We start from the raw sequence: 18,737 nt of genomic DNA, 5'->3' as shown, positions 1-18,737 counted from the left end.
AATCTAACCCCCCTGGGCTTACTTATTTAGTTTAACTTTTTGAAGCCTTAATGCATTGAGTACCACTGATACTGAGCTGAAAGCCATTGCAGCTCCGGCTAACCATGGAGCAAGGAATCCAACTGCTGCTACAGGAATCCCGAGAGTATTATATCCAAATGCCCAGAATAGGTTTTGTTTGATATTTCGAATCGTCTTTTTACTCATATAGATAGCGTCTGCAATACTGTTAAGATCTCCACGAATTAGTGTAATATCTGCAGCCTCCATTGCTACATCTGTCCCTGTTCCAATAGCCATACCGATATCAGCAGTCGCTAACGCCGGTGCATCATTAATTCCGTCTCCAACCATCGCTACCTTTTTACCTTGATTCTGCAATTTTTTCACTTCTTCTGCTTTTCCTTCAGGTAAAACTTCAGCAATAACGTGGTCTATGCCTGCCTCTTTTGCAATTGCTTCTGCTGTTCTTTGGTTATCGCCAGTAATCATAATCACTTCAATTCCCATGTTTTTCAGACGAGCAACTGCTGCTTGAGAGGTTTCTTTGATTGTATCGGCTACAGCGACAATCCCTGTATACAGTCCATCAATGGCTACAAGCATAGCCGTTTTTCCACTTTCCTCTAGTTGTTCCATTGTAATAAGTGCATCACCAAGTTCAATTTGATGTTGAGCCATCAGTTTACGTGTTCCAATGACTACTTCTTTTCCATCAATAACTGCTTTAATTCCAAAACCCGGAATTGCTTCAAAGCTTTCGGTTTCTTTAAACTCAATTCCTTTTTCTTTTATACCAGCAACGATTGCTTCTGCTAATGGATGCTCTGATTGCTTTTCTGCTGTTCCAATTAACTGAAGTAGTTCCGTTTCATTTTGATTTGACGTTAAAAGTACATCTGTTAATGTTGGTGTTCCTTTTGTTACTGTCCCTGTTTTATCAAGGATTACTGTTGTGATTTTGTGTGTCATTTCAAGGTGTTCTCCACCTTTAAACAAAATACCAAATTCTGCAGAGCGACCTGAGCCTGCCATAATTGAAGTTGGAGTCGCTAACCCTAAAGCACATGGACATGCAATAACTAAAACTGCAATCATATTTTCTAATGCATTCGCAAAATCGCCTGGGCTAACTACAAAGTACCAAACAAGGAAGGTTATAATCGCAATACCAACTACAATAGGTACGAAAATACCAGAGATTTGGTCAGCCATGCGCTGGATTGGTGCTTTTGATCCTTGAGCTTCCTCTACCACTTTAATAATTTGAGCAAGAGCTGTGTCTCTACCAACCTTTGTTGCCTTTACTTTTAAAAATCCATTTTTATTTATTGTCGCTCCGATAACATGATCTCCAATGGTTTTGTCGACCGGCACACTTTCTCCCGTCAACATAGATTCATCTAGTGCAGATCTACCTTCTACGATTTCACCGTCAACAGGAACTTTTTCTCCTGGTTTTATATAAATGATATCTCCAACAATTACATCCTCTAACTCAACCTCTACTTCAACGCCATCACGGAAAACCGTTGCTTTTTTAGCTTGTAATCCCATTAACTTCTTAATAGCTTCAGAGGATTTCCCTTTTGCACGAGCCTCAAATAGTTTCCCTAGAATAATCAGAGTGATTAAAATCGCACTTGTTTCATAGTAAAGTTCAACCATATGAGCATTTGAACCGATCGATAGAAAGGATAAATACACACTATAAAAATAAGCTGCAGAAGTACCTAATGCTACTAGTACATCCATGTTTGCACTCTTATTCCGAAGTGCTTTGTACGCTCCGACATAAAATTGTTTACCGACAATAAATTGGACAGGTGTAGCTAGTGCTAGCTGTACCCAGGGATTCATGAACATATCAGGTACATAAATAAAAGCTGTAAAGCTAAAGTGGCCAACCATTGCCCATAGAAGCGGCAGGGAAAGGATTAATGAAAAGATGAATTTTCCAGTCTGAATTTCAATTTCCTTTGCTCTGTGATCTTCAGACTCTTGACCCTTTTCATCCTTCACCGCTGCCCCATACCCTAACTTTTCAACACGCTTAACAATATCCGTTTTATTTAATAATGATGGATTATACTCAACCGATGCTGTTTCCAAAGCAAGATTTACAGTCGCTTTCGTAACACCTTCAAGTTTATTTAAGCCCTTCTCAATTCGTGCAGAACAAGCTGCACAAGTCATTCCGGTAACATTAAAGTCAGCTTTTTCCATTACAACATCAAAGCCAAGAGACTGGATTTTCTTTTGAAATGCTTCAATGTTGGTGACTTCTGGATTATATTTGATTTGTGAACGTTCTAAAGCAAAGTTAACATTTGCCTCTTCTACACCCTCAAGCTTTTTTAGTCCTTTTTCGATCCGGTTGGCACATGCTGCACATGTCATACCTGTAATTTGCAAACTTGTATCTTTTGTTGTACTCATCTAACAACCCTCCAATATACCGTATAGGGGTATATTAATTTGTAAAAGAGAACGTGCTATTTTTAGATAGCACGACTCATTTTTATTTATGCCACATCGTATCCTTGATCATCAATCGTTTCTTTAATAGCATCTAGAGATACTTCACTCGCATTAAATTCTACATCTACAGTACCTTCGTTTAAGTTAACTGTTACAGTACTAACTCCATTCAATTCACCAACACTACCTTCAACTGCTTTGACACAATGTCCACACGACATACCACTAACTTTTAATGTAACTTTTTCCATAATAAAACCTCTCCTTTTACTTCTTCATTAATTTATGAACGGTTACTAATACTTCATCTAAGACTTCTACATCGCCTTCTTGGATTCGCTCTAATACACAGCTTTTCAAATGGCCTTCAAGCAATAATTTACTAACGCCATTTAAGGCTGATTGAATGGCAGAGATCTGGGTAATTACATCATCGCAATAAGTATCCTTCTCGATGAGACCCTTTACTCCTCTTATTTGACCTTCAATTCGATTTAGGCGGCTAACAAGACTTTTTTTCGTCTTATCAGAATGGTGACTTTTTCTTTCATTGTGGGGAGAACAACAATCATCTAACTCTTCAGCGTCGAATTGCTCCTCTTTGATTTCTTCCATCATTTCCCCTCCTTGAATTTAATTTACCATACCCCCCTATCCTATGTAAAGGGAAATGTTTAGATAAATATAAATTCTTTTTTTAGTTTACCCTAAAAGGTTTTGATATTCCAATGAACTGTTTGTGAACAAGTTTGTGATTATAATTTGGCTTATCCCTTTTTATAACTCGCACATGTAACGATATGATCATTTACCATACCAACTGCTTGCATGAATGCATAACAGATTGTTGATCCTACGAATTTAAAGCCTCGTATCTTTAAATCCTTACTCATTCTATCACTAATTTCAGTTGTAACTGGTACATCTTTCATTTCTTTAAAATGATTTTGGATAGGGGCTCCATCCACAAATGACCATATGTATTTACTAAAGGATCCAAATTCACCTACCACTTTAAAATAGGCGTGAGCATTTGTAATGACTGCGTTTACCTTTAGTCTATTACGAACTATTCCTGAGTTTTGCAAAAGTTCCCCCACTTTGTGTTGATCATATTGGACAATTTTCTCAGGTTGAAATTGATCAAACGCAGCTCGATAGTTCTCACGCTTTTTTAAAATGGTGTACCAACTTAAACCCGCTTGTGCTCCTTCTAAGTTTAAATACTCGAATAGTAAACGATCATCATAAACGGGAACACCCCACTCATGGTCATGATAATCAATATATAAAGGATCCTGATTGACCCAGCCACATCTGTTCATAGCTTTTCCCTCCATCAACAATCTTGTACATTTCTACACTAAAACATGGATAGAAAAAAAGCCACTCCTTTTCGGAATGACTTTCACTATTTATAGCTATTATGGTTTTAAAACAACCTTTATGCAATCATCTTCATGGCCATTGAAAATTTGATATCCTTTACTAGCTTCTTCGAGAGACATACTATGTGTAATGATTTCTTTTGGATCAAATTTTTTATCCACGATCATATCATACAATTTCGGCATAATTGGAATCACAGGGGCCTGTCCCATCTTTAATGTAATGTTTCTTGAAAAGAAAGCACCTAATGGGAAGAGATTGTAGTTACCGCCATACACTCCTGTTAGTTGTACGGTTCCACCTTTTCTAACTGCTTTTGTTGAGATTTGAATAGGTCCAAGTGTACCACCTTGAAGTTTTAACTTTTGTTCTATAAATTCAAGAGGTGATTTCTTGCCATCCATCCCCACACAATCAATCACTACATCTGCTCCACCACTTGTTATCTCTTTTAAATGTTCACCCATGTCAGGGTAGTCTGTAAATTCAAAGACTTCAACATTGTTTATTTGTTTTGCACGATTCATACGATAATCCAAATAATCTACAGCAATAACTCGTTTTGCACCTTTCATCCATGCAAACTTTTGAGCCATTAACCCAACAGGACCACACCCTAGCACAATTACGGTATCATCCTTCTTCACTCCCGCATGTTCTACACTCCAATATGCAGTAGGTAAGACATCTGATAAAAAAAGAAGGGACTCATCTTCCAATTCACATGATTCTGGTACAACAAATGGTGTAAAGTTCCCAAAAGGTACCTTTAAATACTCTGCCTGTCCCCCAGGATGATTTCCAAACTTCTCTGTATAGCCAAAGTACCCACCTGAATCATAATGGGGGTTTGAATTATCACATTGACTTGTTAAATCATGATTACAATAATAACAATGACCGCATGACACATTGAAAGGCACAACGACTCGGTCTCCCTTTTTAACCTTTGTTACCTCAGGTCCTACTTCTTCTACAATTCCCATCGGCTCATGCCCTATCACATAGCCAATCGGTAGTGGCATATTCCCTTGATATAAGTGCAGGTCTGAACCACATATAGCAGTAGAGGTGATCCTCACAATAATATCATCTTTTTTCTCTAATTTTGCATCTTCAACTTCTTTTACTGCTACACTATACTTCCCTTGATATGTAACTGCCTTCATAACTACTCACTCCAATTCATCATTCATTGTATGAGTAGCATTCCCCGAATTATTGCCATTTATTTTCCATGAAAGAAGGGATTTAAATTCTATTGGAGAAGGCTTAGTTATTCGGACAGGTTGAAGGTGGGTACCTTTGAACGAGTCCGAATACCGAGCTGATTCGGACAGGTTGAGCGTGGGTTCCTTTGAACGTGTCCGAATACCGAGCTGATTTAGACAGGTTGAGCGTGGGCACCTCTGAACGTGTCCGAATACCGAGCTGATTCAGACAGGTTGAGCGTGGGTACCTCTGAACGAGTCCTAATACCGAGCAAAGAGTACAATTGAACCTACCTATTCTTGCCTTATAATAACAATAGCCCCAATCATCATGTGATTAGGGGCTATTAATTAAATTAATTATTTACTCGCTTAAACGGCCACCAGTTCGCTTCACCAAAATTTTTAACCATTACCGGTATAAATAGAGGTAAAATTACAAGTGCATAGAGCAGTAAACCTATTAACACAATTGAAGCGATTTGTACCAGAGAAAGCATTCCAGAAGGCATCATTGCAGCAAATGTTCCACCCAAGATAATAACTGCTGAAATGATAACTGTTCCCATCTTTTTCATTGCCATCAACATGGCCTCTCCTACTGACAGATCTTTGTATTCATTAAATCGATCCATTAGGAAAATACTGTAGTCTACACCTAAAGCGACTAGGATTACGAATCCAAAGAAAGGAACTGCCCAACTAATACCACTATAACCAAGAAGTGTAACGAAAATCACCTCATTAATGGCCATTGTTGTGTAATACGTCAAAATCAATGATCCAATAATATAGACTGGCATTATAAGAGATCTAAATAAGAAGATTAAAATGATTGAAATTCCAATTAGCATTAAGACTACTGTTCTGGAATAATCATTTCCTGACATTGTATCTAAGTCAGCATTCGTACTTGTAATTCCACCTACAGCAACTACTGCATTTTCAAGCTTCGTATTTTTTGTTGCACGTTTTACTGCTTCTTTTATTTCTTCCACTTGCTGCATTGATTCATTTGAGTACGGACTTTCTGTAAAAATAATGTCCATTGTCATGATTTTACGATCCTTAGACATATACACATCTAATGCTTGCTCAAACTCTTTACTTTCTAGTACTTCAGCTGGTAAGTAGAAACCATTCATTTCTTCAGTACTTGAGAGGCCTGCTAGATATTCTTGAGCTGAACCTAAACCTGTAGATACTTGTATTAAACCATCTGCACTTTGTTCAAGTCCTTCGGTTAACTGTGATAATTGTCCACCTAGTGAACCAAAGCCATCAAGGAGCTGCTTCTGGCCATCTGAAATTCCTGCTAAGCCATTTGTTAACCTTGGAAGATTGCTAACAATTTGTCCCTGGCCATTAGCTAATTGTTCAAGACCTGCTTGTTGGGCCTTAATCCCTTGAATTAATTGTTCAAGGCCAACTGTTAACTGTTGCTGACCACCAAGGGCTTGCTCGAATCCTTCATTTGCTGATGATATACCTCCATTGATTTGGCCAAGTCCATTATTTAAGGTAGTTAGCCCTTGAGATAAGACCGGTAATTGCTTTTGTAATTCCTGAACTGTTCCCTTGATCACAAGGTAGTTCATGTCAGTGGCTAAGCCATCGTAATTACTTTCAAGATTGGTAAAATTACTTTCCTCAATCTTTCCAATTGCACTTGATATACCAGTTAGTCCTTCACCAATATCTTGATAATTCATAGTTAATGTTGAAAGATTTCCTTGCATATCTTTATAGCCAATCAATAGCTCTTTATAACCAGCTAACAGCTCTTCAGCTCCTGCTTTCGATTGTTCTAAACCAACTCTGATTTCGTTCGATCCCATTGAACCTTGACGAATTCCATTTTCTATCTTTGCTAGGTTCAGTTGAATGTCAGATAAGCCTGTTTTGATTTGAGTTGTTCCTGTTATTAATTCACTAATTCCGTCTGTAGCACTTGTTAATTCTGGCTCTGATTTGGTTAGCTCACTACTTGCTTCTTGTAAACCTTCACTTATTTTTTCTAACCCTTCCTTCCCTTCACCTAAGCCTTCTTCCAAACTTTCAGCCTGCTTAGATACAAAGAAGTCTTCGATAGATTCACCTGTAGGTCTTGTTACAGATCGAACAGTCCCTACTAAGTCTATTTTGCCTAACTCTTGGCTAATCTTCTCCGCTAAACCTATATAGTCAACAGAATCCATGGCCTCATCATTTTTTATGACTACCTGTGTTGGCATCGATTCTCCAGGACCAAAGCTCCCGGCAATTGCATTAAAAGCACTTATTGAATTCACTTCACCACTAATTTCTTCTAATGAATCATAAGATAATTCACCATCATATGTTACTAAAAAAGGTACACAAATAGCCGCAACGATCGCTAGAGAAACAAGTGGGCGACCCAACGAGAATCTTCCTGCGAAAGCCCATAGCTTGCTATCTCCATGCTCAAGCTTACCTTTTGATGGCCAAAAAATCTTTTGACCCAAAACAGCCATGAAAAATGGAACAATTGTAAACAATGCTATTAGAAGGATAGCTACACCTACAGCAACAGCTGCTGCAGATTGATATAGTATGAATTGAGAAAATCCGATTGCAGCAAACCCAATCATAACGGCAAGACCACTGAAGAATACTGTTCTGCCCGCATTTTTATATGTCTCAACAATTGCATCTGTTACACTTTCATTTTGTATTAACTCTTCTTTAAATCTACTTAGTAAGAGGATGCAATAATCAGTCCCAATTCCAAATAAAATGGCCACTAAGAAGATCTGAGTGTACGTTGATATCGGGAAATCAAACACATCTACTAAAAACGATACAATCGACTGTGAAGCTAAGTAAGTAAATCCTACCGTTAACAATGGGATTATCGGTGAAATAATAGATCTAAAAACTAGTAATAAAACGACTAGAATGAATACAACTGTGATCCCTTCTGTTTTTTTCAGGCCATCCTGAGAACTTTGTATTAAATCCTCACCGATTAACCATTCACTAGTATAAAAATGGGTTACATTAATATGTTCTATAGCTTGATACATTTCATCGCGTAATTCACTTGGCTCTCTTTCATTCCAACTGAATGTAACCGATGCAAGGATGGACTTACCATCCTCAGACACAAGTTGAGTCTTCAAACTCTCTTCGTTAAAATGGGTTACTATCTCTGTAACACCCAGTTCAGCTTTCTTTTCCTCTAAAGCCTGAATCGCTTTTTCAGCTTCACTGATTTCTTCAGAGGTTAATGTATTCTCATTATGAAACACAAGAGCAACCTGAGTTTCATCTCCCCCACCTTCTTGCTGCTGAACTTCCTCCATAATTTGACCAGCAAGGTTTGATGAATATCCTTCAGGAACACTAATCTGCCCCTTCTCACGAACAAGGTCTGCCATGTTTGGGGCAATTAAAAATAAGCCTACAACGACAGCAAGCCAAGTTATCATGACTAACCATTTCTGTTTAATAATAAAATTCACGGCTATTCCTCCACTTTATCGTTACTTTCTTGTAATAGTTGATTGAGTTTTTCAAATGTCTTGATGAATTGTTCAATCTCAGTTTGTTCAAATTTAGTAATCAACGACTCTACTAACTTATGAATTCGTTGTTCAGTTTTCAAAAATAATTCATTACCTTTATCCGTTAGCGTTAAGTAAACCACTCTTCGATCATTTTCATCACGTGTTCTTTCAATAAATCCTTTTTCCCACATGCGATTAATCATGGCTGTTATTGCACTTTTTTTCACATTAAATACTTCAGCTAATTCAGAGGACGTACAAGTACCAACCTTATGCATGTACCTTAATGTGTAGTGCTGGTCATTCGTTAAATCACTGCTAATTTGCTCTTTCACTAGAGATTCAGCTTTACTATTTACTGAAAAGGATACTTCGATATAGCGATCGACTAGCTCTTTAATATTGTTTTCAGTCATTTTATCTTTTCACCTCACCTAATTTTGTTCTATAATTTAATTGTTCAACTGTTTAACTATTAACAAGTTTAACTATAATTGTACATGATTAGGGTGTCAATTTTTTTCGTTCATAAACAAGAAAAATTTATATGGCATTAACAACGATATATACATATTTTGCTAATAGTTTTGCTGTGATATACTATAGTTATAGGATTAGATTTAAGAGATGGATGGGTGAATCGATGGATATTAAGGGATTTTTTTATAATAACTCTTCTATTTCTACTATTAAAAGAAAAACTTATTTAGTAGTTTTCCCTATTTTTATTGTGACTTTTTTATTTCTAACTTACTTACTTTATTCAACTGGAAGCTTAAATTTAATAAATAGTGTAACTTTTGGCTCACTCTCCATTGGTCTCATGGTATGTTACCTATTTCTTTTTATTCATAAAAATTCCTTACACTTTGTTGATATTCTTCTTTGTCTAATTACAGCATTCATAACACTCATAAGGACATATTATACGATTTTCTATCATTTAGGACGAGACGGAGATATGCACTTAGGTACATTTTCATATTGGATGCCATTAGTGTATTTAATGATTTTCTTTACGTTTAGAGGTAAAACAGCATTACTCTTTTCTTTCACAAACTTTGTGCTTAGTTTGATACCAGGTTTTTATCATATTTTTTTCAGTGAGCATGTAGTAGCTCAAACAATGGATACTTTACTTCAATATTATGTTTCAATTTTAGGTCTTATCATCTGTTTATACTTTGTACAGCATATGTTTGAAGTTTTTATGCAGGCGGATGCTGCTAAGAGATTGGCTAACACAGATTATCTTACATCGATATATAATAGAAGGAAAATGGACACGGTCCTTAATGCTGAAATTACTAGAGTTGCAAAAACGAAGGAAGTTTTATCAGCTATTCTATTTGATGTTGATAATTTCAAAAAAATTAATGATCAATATGGACATGATGTGGGTGATAGTGTTTTAAAAGAGCTAACAGAAATCATTCACAAACAATTGCCGAAAAATACTTACTTTGGTAGGTGGGGTGGCGAAGAATTCCTTTTAATTACAAGTGGAAATTCTACTAAAGAATTAGCTGAACAGGTTAGGGTGGCTATCTCACAGCATCACTTTACCGGAATCGACAAGTCAGTCACTTGTAGCTTTGGAGTTGCGACTTTACTAGAAAACGAGTTAACAAAGGACATAATCAGCCGTGCCGATGAAGCATTATATAAAGCGAAAGATAATGGCAAAAATCAAGTATGCATAGCGAGTTAAAAGCAGTTTACTTCTATTACAAAAATAGGTGGAGTATGTCATATGACAAGTTACTTTTTCTATACCAATCAAGCATTAACACAACTTAAACGCCGAATTTATCTGGCATTGATTCCAATTTTCATTTTATCTTTTGGAACGGTGTGTCTTCTCGTGCTTAGCAGTGGCAACAGTGACATGGGTAAGTATGTGTCTTTACTATCACAAATAGGCGTTTTAGTTCTTTGTATGATTTTATTATGGGTAAATAAACGCAATACCAATGTGATTGATATTTTATTATTCTTATCCACTACACTTATATATAACTCAAATCTTAGCTTTAATATTTTGACTGAGCTTGGTAATAACGGAAATGTCCACTTAGGCCCAATTGCGTACTGGATGGCAACTACTTATCTTCTCTATTTCTTTATATTCAAAAGGAAGGTTGCCCTCATTTTTTCTGTGTTGGCATTATCTTATAGTGTAATTCTTAGTAGTATTCATACCTTAACAAGCCCATTTTCAGACAGTAATACGATTGATACATTAATCCAATTTAATATGGCAACGATCGGATTCATTATTTGTTTGTATTTTACTCAGCATATATTTGAAGGCTTCTTAGAGGTCGAAGTAAATAAAAGAAATGCTGTCACAGATTATTTAACAGGCTTACCGAATCGAAGAAACCTCGACAATGTGCTTCAGGAAAAAATACTAGCAGTACAAAATAGCAAACAGCCTCTTTCAATTATTTTATTTGATGTAGATAACTTTAAGAGAATAAATGATATTTATGGACATGAAATTGGAGATGAAGTCTTAGTTGAACTAACTACCTATTTATCAAAACAGCTCCCAACGACTGCTCACTTTGGCAGATGGGGTGGGGAAGAATTTTTGATTATTGCAGAGAACCTCAACAAAATTGAATGTATAAAGCTTGGGGAAACACTGAGAGAGATTATTTCGAACCATCACTTCCAAGAGGTAGGAAGCATCACATGCAGCTTCGGTATCGCAGAACTTCAAACAACGGACCAACCAAAAGATCTATTAAAACGTGCTGACGAAGCACTATATCTCGCAAAAGAATATGGAAAAAACCAAGTTCAATATACTGCATAAAAAGGCTAACGTACTATCGTTAGCCTTTTAAATATGTCTTCGGGGGCCTGACCCCCGGTGCGTTAAAGTAGTAAAGTAGGGTGTTGAAAATTGGTTGTTTGGGTCATTTGCAGTAAAATATAGCTAGAGTAAATACATAATGATGACAGGAGTTATCCTACATGATGGAAAAACAAGAGTATAAACTAAAACCTTTTTTATCTCTTATCTTATCAACGAATATTCCTAAAGCGGCTCTTATCATTGGACTAGTCGCTAGTATTCTTACGACAATTACAGGTTTGATTGTTCCTCTGTTAACAAAGAATTTAGTAGACAATTTTTCGGTAGAAGCACTTAGTGTCTCCCTTATGATTATGATTGGAGCTGCATTTATCCTCCAAGCAATTATCAGTGGAATTTCAATTTATTTACTAAGCCTAGTTGGACAAAAGATAGTCGCTAGCCTTCGAGATCGTATGTGGTCGAAACTGATTCGATTGCCTGTTCCTTTTTTTGATAAACAATCAAGTGGTGAAACTGTGAGTCGGGTTGTTAATGATACAAGTATTGTAAAAGAGCTTATATCAACACACTTTCCTCAGTTTATTACAGGAATCATTTCTATTATAGGAGCGGTCATTATATTGCTGATCATGGATTGGAAAATGACCTTAGTTATGTTGATTTCCGTCCCACTTACAATGGCAATCATGATTCCACTCGGAAAGAAAATGGCCAAAATCTCACGAGGACTTCAAGACGAAACAGCAACATTCACCGGAGACATTCAACAGACATTAAGTGAAATTCGATTAATGAAATCATCAACAGCTGAAAAAACCGAAGAAGCAAATGGCATGCTAGGTATCTCGAAGCTTTTGCATTACGGCTTAAAGGAAGCCAGGATTTTTGCACTTATTGGTCCCATTATGCATCTTGTGATTATGGCTGTTATTGTAATGATTATTGCTTACGGAGGTATGCGTGTCGCAAATGGAACGATGTCTACTGGGTCTCTAATCGCTTTTTTACTTTACCTATTTCAAATCATTATGCCTATTACCTCGTTCGCAATGTTTTTTACACAACTTCAAAAAGCAAAAGGAGCAACAGAACGAATTATTGACATACTTGAACTCCCTCTAGAAGAAGACCATGTTGGAGTAGAATTTGATATCGGTGGCCTCCCGATTATTGTTTCAGACGTTTCTTTTTCATATAGTGAAGATGAGCCCGTGATCCAGCAGGTATCTTTAGAGGCTCAGCCAGGTCAAATGATTGCTTTTGCTGGTCCAAGCGGTGGGGGTAAAACAACGATGTTTGGTTTAATTGAACGTTTTTATGAACCATCAGCCGGTCAGATTCTTGTTGGATCCACTCCAATTCAGGAGCTTTCTCTTCATTCGTGGCGCAGTCAAATCGGATATGTTTCACAGGAAAGTGCAATGATGGCAGGTACCATCAGAGAAAACCTTTGCTATGGATTAGAGGAGGATGAGCTACCAACCGATGAACAACTCTGGAAGGTTGCAGAAATGGCCTACGCAGATCAGTTTATCAAAGGATTCCCTAAAGGATTTGATACTGAGGTAGGGGAACGTGGGGTAAAATTATCCGGTGGCCAAAGGCAACGAATTGCAATCGCCCGTGCTTTTTTACGTGATCCTAAAATTCTTATGATGGATGAGGCAACTGCTAGTTTAGACAGTCAATCTGAAAGTGTGGTACAGCAAGCTTTAACCCGCTTAATGGAAGGACGTACTACGTTTGTCATCGCACATCGATTATCGACCATTGTTAATGCAGATAAAATAGTTTTTATAGAAAATGGTAAGGTTACAGGCAGTGGGACTCACCAAGAGTTGGTAGAGTCACATCCTTTGTACCGAGAATATGCAGAACAACAATTAGCGTAGCTTGATGTTCAAGGAATACTTCTTGGAAAGTAAGTAAACATTATTATTGAACAATTCAGTAGGAGGTTTACGGATGAACAAACAAAGAGCACAAGAAATTGCGGCATCTCCAGTCATGGCAAATGTTACATATAATGAGGTACCTGTGTATATTCAACATGTTGATGATACGAACGAAATGGCTCGCATTTATCCCCTTGATGAGCCACAACAAGAACAAGAGGTTCCTGTGACTAGCTTAATTGAACATTAGAGGAAGTATAAAAAGTCCAAAAGTGTTATTGTACACTTTTGGACTCTCTTATTAAAATCTATTCTCTAAGTCCTTCGCTGTTTGACTAGTTTCCACATTCTTTTCATCTTTTAATGTTCCAAATAGAACATCTACAAAAGGAGTAGAAACTCCATACCAATAGTTTTCGTTTTTATAATGGTGTAAAACATGAGTTTTCTTTAACCATTTCCCAAATCTAGTTTTAGGTTTAAATGGACGGTGGGCTACATAGTGCTTCCACTCATACACAAAGAACATAAAAAGAATACCCACTGTAAATGACAAGGTTGCAACCACTGAGCCCGTAATTATGAAGAAAATTAGTGATAAAGTAAACAGACTTGGTAGGCTATACCAGATAGGTAAAAAAAGCAACTTCAAATCATTTGGTTTCTTATGATGGTCATAATGCAAACGTTTAATCAATTTTAGAAAAAGTGCGTTTTTTGGCGCTTTTATATGGAATACAAATCGATGGGTTAGATACTCACTAAACATATACGTGATAATTCCTATCGTAATATACAAAAATACTGAGAGTGTAAGTTCCATAGTTAGTAAGGACCCTACTACTCCGAGGAAGATGCACGCCATAGCTAAAATATCGAAATGTAAAAAGAAGTCTCTATAAAGCCCTTTACTCTTCATATTAGTCTCCCCCCTTCACCTTTTCACTCCAAAGAATTAGACTTGTTTCCATCATCTTTCTTGTCAATGCTTCTGTTTCCTCTACTTCTCCCTTTAATATTGCGTTTAATAACTCAGTGTAATATTGATAGGATTGTTTTCGATGATTTTGACTCCCAAAGTACTTCTCAGCCATTTTTTGATAGATGTCTTTAAAGCTGTTAAGGATAAGTAAAAAAATTGGATTTGGTGATAATTTAGCAATGCCCAGTTGTAAGTTCCAATCAAAATCTGCATAACTGCCTGCATCATCTGACAACTCATCGAGAGGCACAAATAATGCAATAACCTTCACCCGATTATGAACAATCGCATCTTTAACATAGGTTGGAGATAAAGATATTCTCAATTCGAGCATATATTTTATGAGTTCATCTGGGATTTCTTCATGATATTGAAGGATATCTACAATTGTCATTAAGTTACCTTGCTTCCAGTAATCATTTACTATCGCTGGCATCCCTTTACGTATCGTAATCCATCCATCTCGCTCTAATCTTTGCAAAGCTTCTCTAATCGTTGGCCTCCCCACACTAAATAGGGTGGCGAGATCTCTTTCAGGTTGAAGATGTTCATTAATACTGAAATCCCCTTCTAAGATAGACTGTATAATTTTCCTCCCAATAATCTCTGAAGACCGCTCCTTCATCTTTCTATCACACCTCATTTATGGTAATACCAATTTACACTGTGGTATTACCATTATATGTTGATGTGTGTATTAATTGTCAATATTTTCTGTAAAATTTAAAAAAAAGTAGAAAACAAGCTCTACTTTTCTCTAATTAATTTTCTGCATCCATTCATCCAAATAAATAACTTTTTCACTCTTAATACGTTTCCTTGTTAGTACGCGTCTCGCTTCTAGCTGACCTAAGTCAATGACTTCTGATAAGGATTTAGTTTCAAATCTGCCGATGTCCTTAAGGTCGATATCAATTAACACATCGGTATATTGAGTAAGACACCGTTCTGTATTTTTTTGACTAGCAATATCTATATAGCGATTTATAAAGGATAAAATATTCGTTGGTTGAGGAGTATTGGAGCTTCTAACTCTAACAGAGGTGACATTTTCTGCGCCCATGCTTCTAACAATATCTGCGGGGTTGTTGTTTAAGATATAGCCATCTACTAATAATTTATTTTCCATCTCAACTGGTGAGAACAAGCCAGGTATGGCTATACTTGCTCTAATAGCCAATGCTACCTCACCTGAATCAATAACTACTATTTCTCCTGAAAGTAAGTCCACACAAACAACTGCAAATGGAAGGTCTAAATCTGAGAAATGCTTACCCTCCGTTAACTTTAGTAAGGTTTGATAAATTCGATCTCCTTTAATCCATCCTTTACGATTAAACCCAATATCAACATGACGACGAATGGATAAATCTTCTAAGACAGTAATCATTTTGTCTGGATTCATACCACTTGCAAATAATCCACCAACTACTGACCCAGCACTCGTCCCAGCAACATGGGTAATATCTACTTCATTTTTAACTAATTCCTTTAACACGCCTATATGCGCAACTCCTCTTAAACTGCCACCGCCGAGTGATATCCCCGTTCGATTCATACATTTCCCCTTCTCCCCACCAGTGATTTTTCTTTGTTCTTAAATCTTCTATAATAAAAAGCACTTATTAAGCTCACTACCACCAATAAAACTATATAGGCATATAGGCTATATGAGCTAAAAAAAGCCTGAACCGCTTCAACATTTCCATTAAAGTAATTGCCTAAATACAACATGATAAATGACCATGGATAGATTCCTAGGAATGTTAAAGTCAAGTATTGAAGCAGTCGAACCTTACTGATTCCTGCAACATAAGAAATATAGTTTCCTATCCCAAAAGGTCGTGAAATGGCTATGCTCCACTTCCCATACCGATTAAAGAATTGTTTCCCCCTGATAATGCCCTTTTCAAACCTTTTAGGAAGCAAATCTCCTGATTTCATACCAATGAAGTATGGAATGAGACTTGCGATACTATAACAAATGGCCATCACAGCAGCAATGAAAGCCATACTTAAAAGGTCAGGTGATAATATATAACCAAATGACAACACTAAAATAATTCCTGGAATTGGTAAGGATGATCCTTCTAAAGCCATTACTATAAACAAGCCTGGAAGCCCTATTAATCCTAACCATTCCACAATCTGTTGAATCATTGCCTTTCTCCCACTTCCCATTATTTATTAGGTTAAAGGACACACCTTCGATTTAGTGATGTATTTGTTGAATTCATTAATGAGTGAATAAAGCTCGAGATTTTTACCGGATGACCTGAACTTACTTCGATTAAATATTCTTGTAAAGCATGATTAAACCCACTTACTAATTCCGGATTATTGAAATAGTTGATTAACTGATCTTCAATTAGTTGATCTGCCTCAAGTAGTTGTACTAGCTTTAGCTCGGCAAGTAACTTTAAGTTGATTTCCTCTTGACCTGGGAGAGCCGAATGAATAAAAATCGGAAGTTCCTTTTTAAGGGCTTCACTAATTGTCACCCCACCAGGTTTTGTAATGACTGCATCAACCTTGTCATATAATTCATTCATTTTTTCACGTGATGAAATATAGGATAAAGGATGAATGTTATTACAATTAAGATTTGCGATTTTTTGATATAGATTCTTATTTTTTCCACAAAGAACGAAATATTCAATATCATCCTTCCTCGTTTGCGTTAGCAATTGAAAAATGTTCCCCAAACCAACACTTCCGCCTGATACGAGTACTCTTATTTTATGGCTTTTCTTCTCAGGATTTTTTTTTACTTGATAAAACTGTCTACTAACAGGTATACCTGTAACGGAAACACTTGCTTCTGACAATTTATACTTCTTTATTAGCTCTATCTTAGCATCTTCAGTTGGGACGAAATGGTAGTCAATATTCCTTTTCCCCCAAACGTCATTGATGAAAAAATCAGTATAAACATTAATAACTGGGATGTCACATTCATTTTTATTTTTAAGCTGATTTAAAATATATGAAGGAAAACCGTGAGTACAAATGATGAGATCTGGATTCTCTTCTTCAAGTATTCTTTTCATCTTTTTTAAAAATAAGAATTCATAGTACTTATAAGATCGGTTTGTATTAGCTTTACATGCCATTTGCTTATAAACCCAAGCATATGTTTCAGGCATATAATGAATCCACTCAAGGTATGTTTTAGTCACGATGCTTTCGACAAGTGGGTTCCATTCACTCAGCAAATCAATCTTTTTACACTCAATATCCCCTTCGTACTTTTCCAAGTATTCAGCAACTGTATCAGCAACCTGATGATGACCTGATGGCATTCTTAGCAAAGGGAAAAACAAAACCTTTTTCATCTTCATCAACCTTTCAAACAGTATGTAATTTAAGAATACATAATGCGGATGATTTTCCACACCAACCTCAGGCTAATTCTGTAATAAGACCTAAGCCTTATTTTTACCATTAAATAGAAAAGAGACCCTCCAGTAGGAAGGTCTCTCAACTTAAAAATACACAATATAGATAACTCCAGCTAATACAATTCGATATATTGCAAAGGGAACTAACTTAATCTTATTAATTAGTTTTAAAAAGAAGCGGATTGAAATAAGTGCAAAAATAAACGCACTGATAAAGCCTACAATAAAAAATGGGAAAGCATCTAATGTAAAGTACTCAATATTTTTGATAAAAGAAATTCCACTTGCTCCAACCATGATTGGAACCGCCATAATAAATGTGAAATCTGCTGCTGCACGATGACTAAGTCCTAAGAGAACACCACCGGATATCGTTGCTCCAGATCTTGAAAAGCCTGGCCATAGTGATAAACATTGAATTGCACCAATCGTTAATGCTTGCTTGTAAGTAATCTGATCGACCGTTTCAACAACCTCTCTTTTTCCACTTACTCGGTCAGCAATAATCATAAATACTGCACCAATGACCAAACCAATTAAAACGGTTTCTATTGTAAATAAATATTCATCAATATAATCTTCGAAAAGTAAACCTAACACACCAGCTGGTAGTAGACCTACAATTACATGAGATAATTTGAGCTTATTTTCGGTTGCTCCCTTAACTTTTCGCCCTCGTAACCCTAACATTTCAATAAAACGTTCCCTAAAGATGACAACAACTGCTAAAATAGAGCCTAATTGGATTACAACCTTAAAGGTATTGGCTACATATTTAGTTAAGAATTCCTCAGACTGAAGCCACATGTCATCAACTATGACCATATGGCCTGTTGAAGAAACAGGAGCGAACTCTGTTAATCCTTCGACAATACCTAGAATGAGTGCCTTCAGTAATTCAATTAAGTTAATATCCATAATTGTTTTCTCCTATAACAAAATCTAAATCTATTCAATGTATTTTAGCACGCGATTGGGAAAAAGTATTTAAAAATAATATGGTATGTAAATACAAAAA

At 36.4% G+C, this 18,737-nt stretch carries 17 protein-coding genes; 4 read left to right on the top strand and 13 right to left on the bottom strand.

Translation table 11 applies throughout. From position 1 onward, the window contains the following. Window positions 1-18: 18 nt before the first annotated feature. The 7 genes from J2Z26_RS16660 to J2Z26_RS16630 all read right to left on the bottom strand — a co-directional run bounded on the left by J2Z26_RS16660 (window position 19) and on the right by J2Z26_RS16630 (window position 9,027). A complete protein-coding gene (locus J2Z26_RS16660; protein ID WP_193534400.1) occupies window positions 19-2,439 on the bottom strand; it encodes a heavy metal translocating P-type ATPase in 2,421 nt (806 codons plus the stop codon). An 86-nt stretch (window positions 2,440-2,525) separates the two neighbouring features. Next, window positions 2,526-2,732 carry a copper chaperone CopZ gene (copZ, locus tag J2Z26_RS16655; RefSeq protein ID WP_193534401.1) on the bottom strand — a complete coding sequence of 69 codons (207 nt, stop codon included), beginning with the start codon at window positions 2,730-2,732 and terminating at the stop codon, window positions 2,526-2,528. A 16-nt stretch (window positions 2,733-2,748) separates the two neighbouring features. Next, window positions 2,749-3,096 (bottom strand): metal-sensitive transcriptional regulator, encoded by a 348-nt coding sequence (locus J2Z26_RS16650; protein ID WP_227413584.1) that lies wholly within the window; start codon window positions 3,094-3,096, stop codon window positions 2,749-2,751. A 152-nt stretch (window positions 3,097-3,248) separates the two neighbouring features. Then, entirely contained in the window at window positions 3,249-3,806 is a 558-nt protein-coding gene (locus J2Z26_RS16645) for a DNA-3-methyladenine glycosylase I (RefSeq protein WP_193534403.1), read from the bottom strand. Window positions 3,807-3,905: 99 nt separating this feature from the next. Then, window positions 3,906-5,039 (bottom strand): zinc-dependent alcohol dehydrogenase, encoded by a 1,134-nt coding sequence (locus tag J2Z26_RS16640; protein ID WP_193534404.1) that lies wholly within the window; start codon window positions 5,037-5,039, stop codon window positions 3,906-3,908. Between the two features lie 398 nt (window positions 5,040-5,437). Beyond that, window positions 5,438-8,566, bottom strand: a complete 3,129-nt coding sequence (locus tag J2Z26_RS16635) for an MMPL family transporter (RefSeq protein ID WP_193534405.1) — start codon at window positions 8,564-8,566, stop codon at window positions 5,438-5,440. 2 nt (window positions 8,567-8,568) lie between these two features. Next, window positions 8,569-9,027 (bottom strand): MarR family winged helix-turn-helix transcriptional regulator, encoded by a 459-nt coding sequence (locus tag J2Z26_RS16630; RefSeq protein WP_193534406.1) that lies wholly within the window; start codon window positions 9,025-9,027, stop codon window positions 8,569-8,571. Between the two features lie 545 nt (window positions 9,028-9,572). Between J2Z26_RS16630 and J2Z26_RS16625 the strand changes: the two genes are divergently transcribed. The 4 genes from J2Z26_RS16625 to J2Z26_RS16610 all read left to right on the top strand — a co-directional run bounded on the left by J2Z26_RS16625 (window position 9,573) and on the right by J2Z26_RS16610 (window position 13,586). After that, on the top strand, window positions 9,573-10,322 hold the full coding sequence (locus J2Z26_RS16625; RefSeq protein WP_193534407.1) for a GGDEF domain-containing protein: 750 nt from the start codon (window positions 9,573-9,575) through the stop codon (window positions 10,320-10,322). 42 nt (window positions 10,323-10,364) lie between these two features. Further along, entirely contained in the window at window positions 10,365-11,435 is a 1,071-nt protein-coding gene (locus J2Z26_RS16620) for a GGDEF domain-containing protein (RefSeq protein WP_193534408.1), read from the top strand. Between the two features lie 164 nt (window positions 11,436-11,599). After that, window positions 11,600-13,333: an ABC transporter ATP-binding protein gene (locus J2Z26_RS16615; RefSeq protein WP_193534774.1), complete on the top strand. Its 1,734-nt coding sequence runs from the start codon at window positions 11,600-11,602 to the stop codon at window positions 13,331-13,333. 73 nt (window positions 13,334-13,406) lie between these two features. Continuing rightward, the gene (locus J2Z26_RS16610; protein WP_193534409.1) at window positions 13,407-13,586 is read left to right on the top strand and encodes a small acid-soluble spore protein H; all 180 of its coding nucleotides are present in this window, start codon (window positions 13,407-13,409) and stop codon (window positions 13,584-13,586) included. A gap of 51 nt (window positions 13,587-13,637) precedes the next feature. Here J2Z26_RS16610 and J2Z26_RS16605 read toward each other — a convergent pair whose 3' ends face one another. From J2Z26_RS16605 to J2Z26_RS16580, 6 genes are all read right to left on the bottom strand, one after another. After that, entirely contained in the window at window positions 13,638-14,255 is a 618-nt protein-coding gene (locus J2Z26_RS16605; protein ID WP_193534410.1) for a sterol desaturase family protein, read from the bottom strand. A gap of 1 nt (window position 14,256) precedes the next feature. Then, window positions 14,257-14,943 (bottom strand): GntR family transcriptional regulator, encoded by a 687-nt coding sequence (locus J2Z26_RS16600; RefSeq protein WP_227413585.1) that lies wholly within the window; start codon window positions 14,941-14,943, stop codon window positions 14,257-14,259. A gap of 132 nt (window positions 14,944-15,075) precedes the next feature. Next, on the bottom strand, window positions 15,076-15,876 hold the full coding sequence (locus J2Z26_RS16595) for a patatin-like phospholipase family protein (RefSeq protein WP_193534412.1): 801 nt from the start codon (window positions 15,874-15,876) through the stop codon (window positions 15,076-15,078). Beyond that, a complete protein-coding gene (locus tag J2Z26_RS16590; RefSeq protein WP_193534413.1) occupies window positions 15,873-16,478 on the bottom strand; it encodes a DedA family protein in 606 nt (201 codons plus the stop codon). The genes J2Z26_RS16595 and J2Z26_RS16590 overlap by 4 nt, the downstream gene beginning before the upstream one ends. A gap of 32 nt (window positions 16,479-16,510) precedes the next feature. After that, window positions 16,511-17,653, bottom strand: coding sequence for an MGDG synthase family glycosyltransferase (locus J2Z26_RS16585; protein WP_193534414.1), 1,143 nt, complete (start codon window positions 17,651-17,653; stop codon window positions 16,511-16,513). Window positions 17,654-17,803: 150 nt separating this feature from the next. Next, a complete protein-coding gene (locus J2Z26_RS16580; RefSeq protein ID WP_193534415.1) occupies window positions 17,804-18,637 on the bottom strand; it encodes an undecaprenyl-diphosphate phosphatase in 834 nt (277 codons plus the stop codon). Between the last annotated feature and the right edge of the window lie 100 nt (window positions 18,638-18,737).

The organism is Cytobacillus luteolus, from assembly GCF_017873715.1.
In the GTDB taxonomy this organism is placed as follows: domain Bacteria; phylum Bacillota; class Bacilli; order Bacillales; family Bacillaceae_L; genus Bacillus_BV; species Bacillus_BV luteola.
Note: the sequence above shows the minus strand (reverse complement) of the source record. Positions and strands in the feature narration are given on the sequence as shown.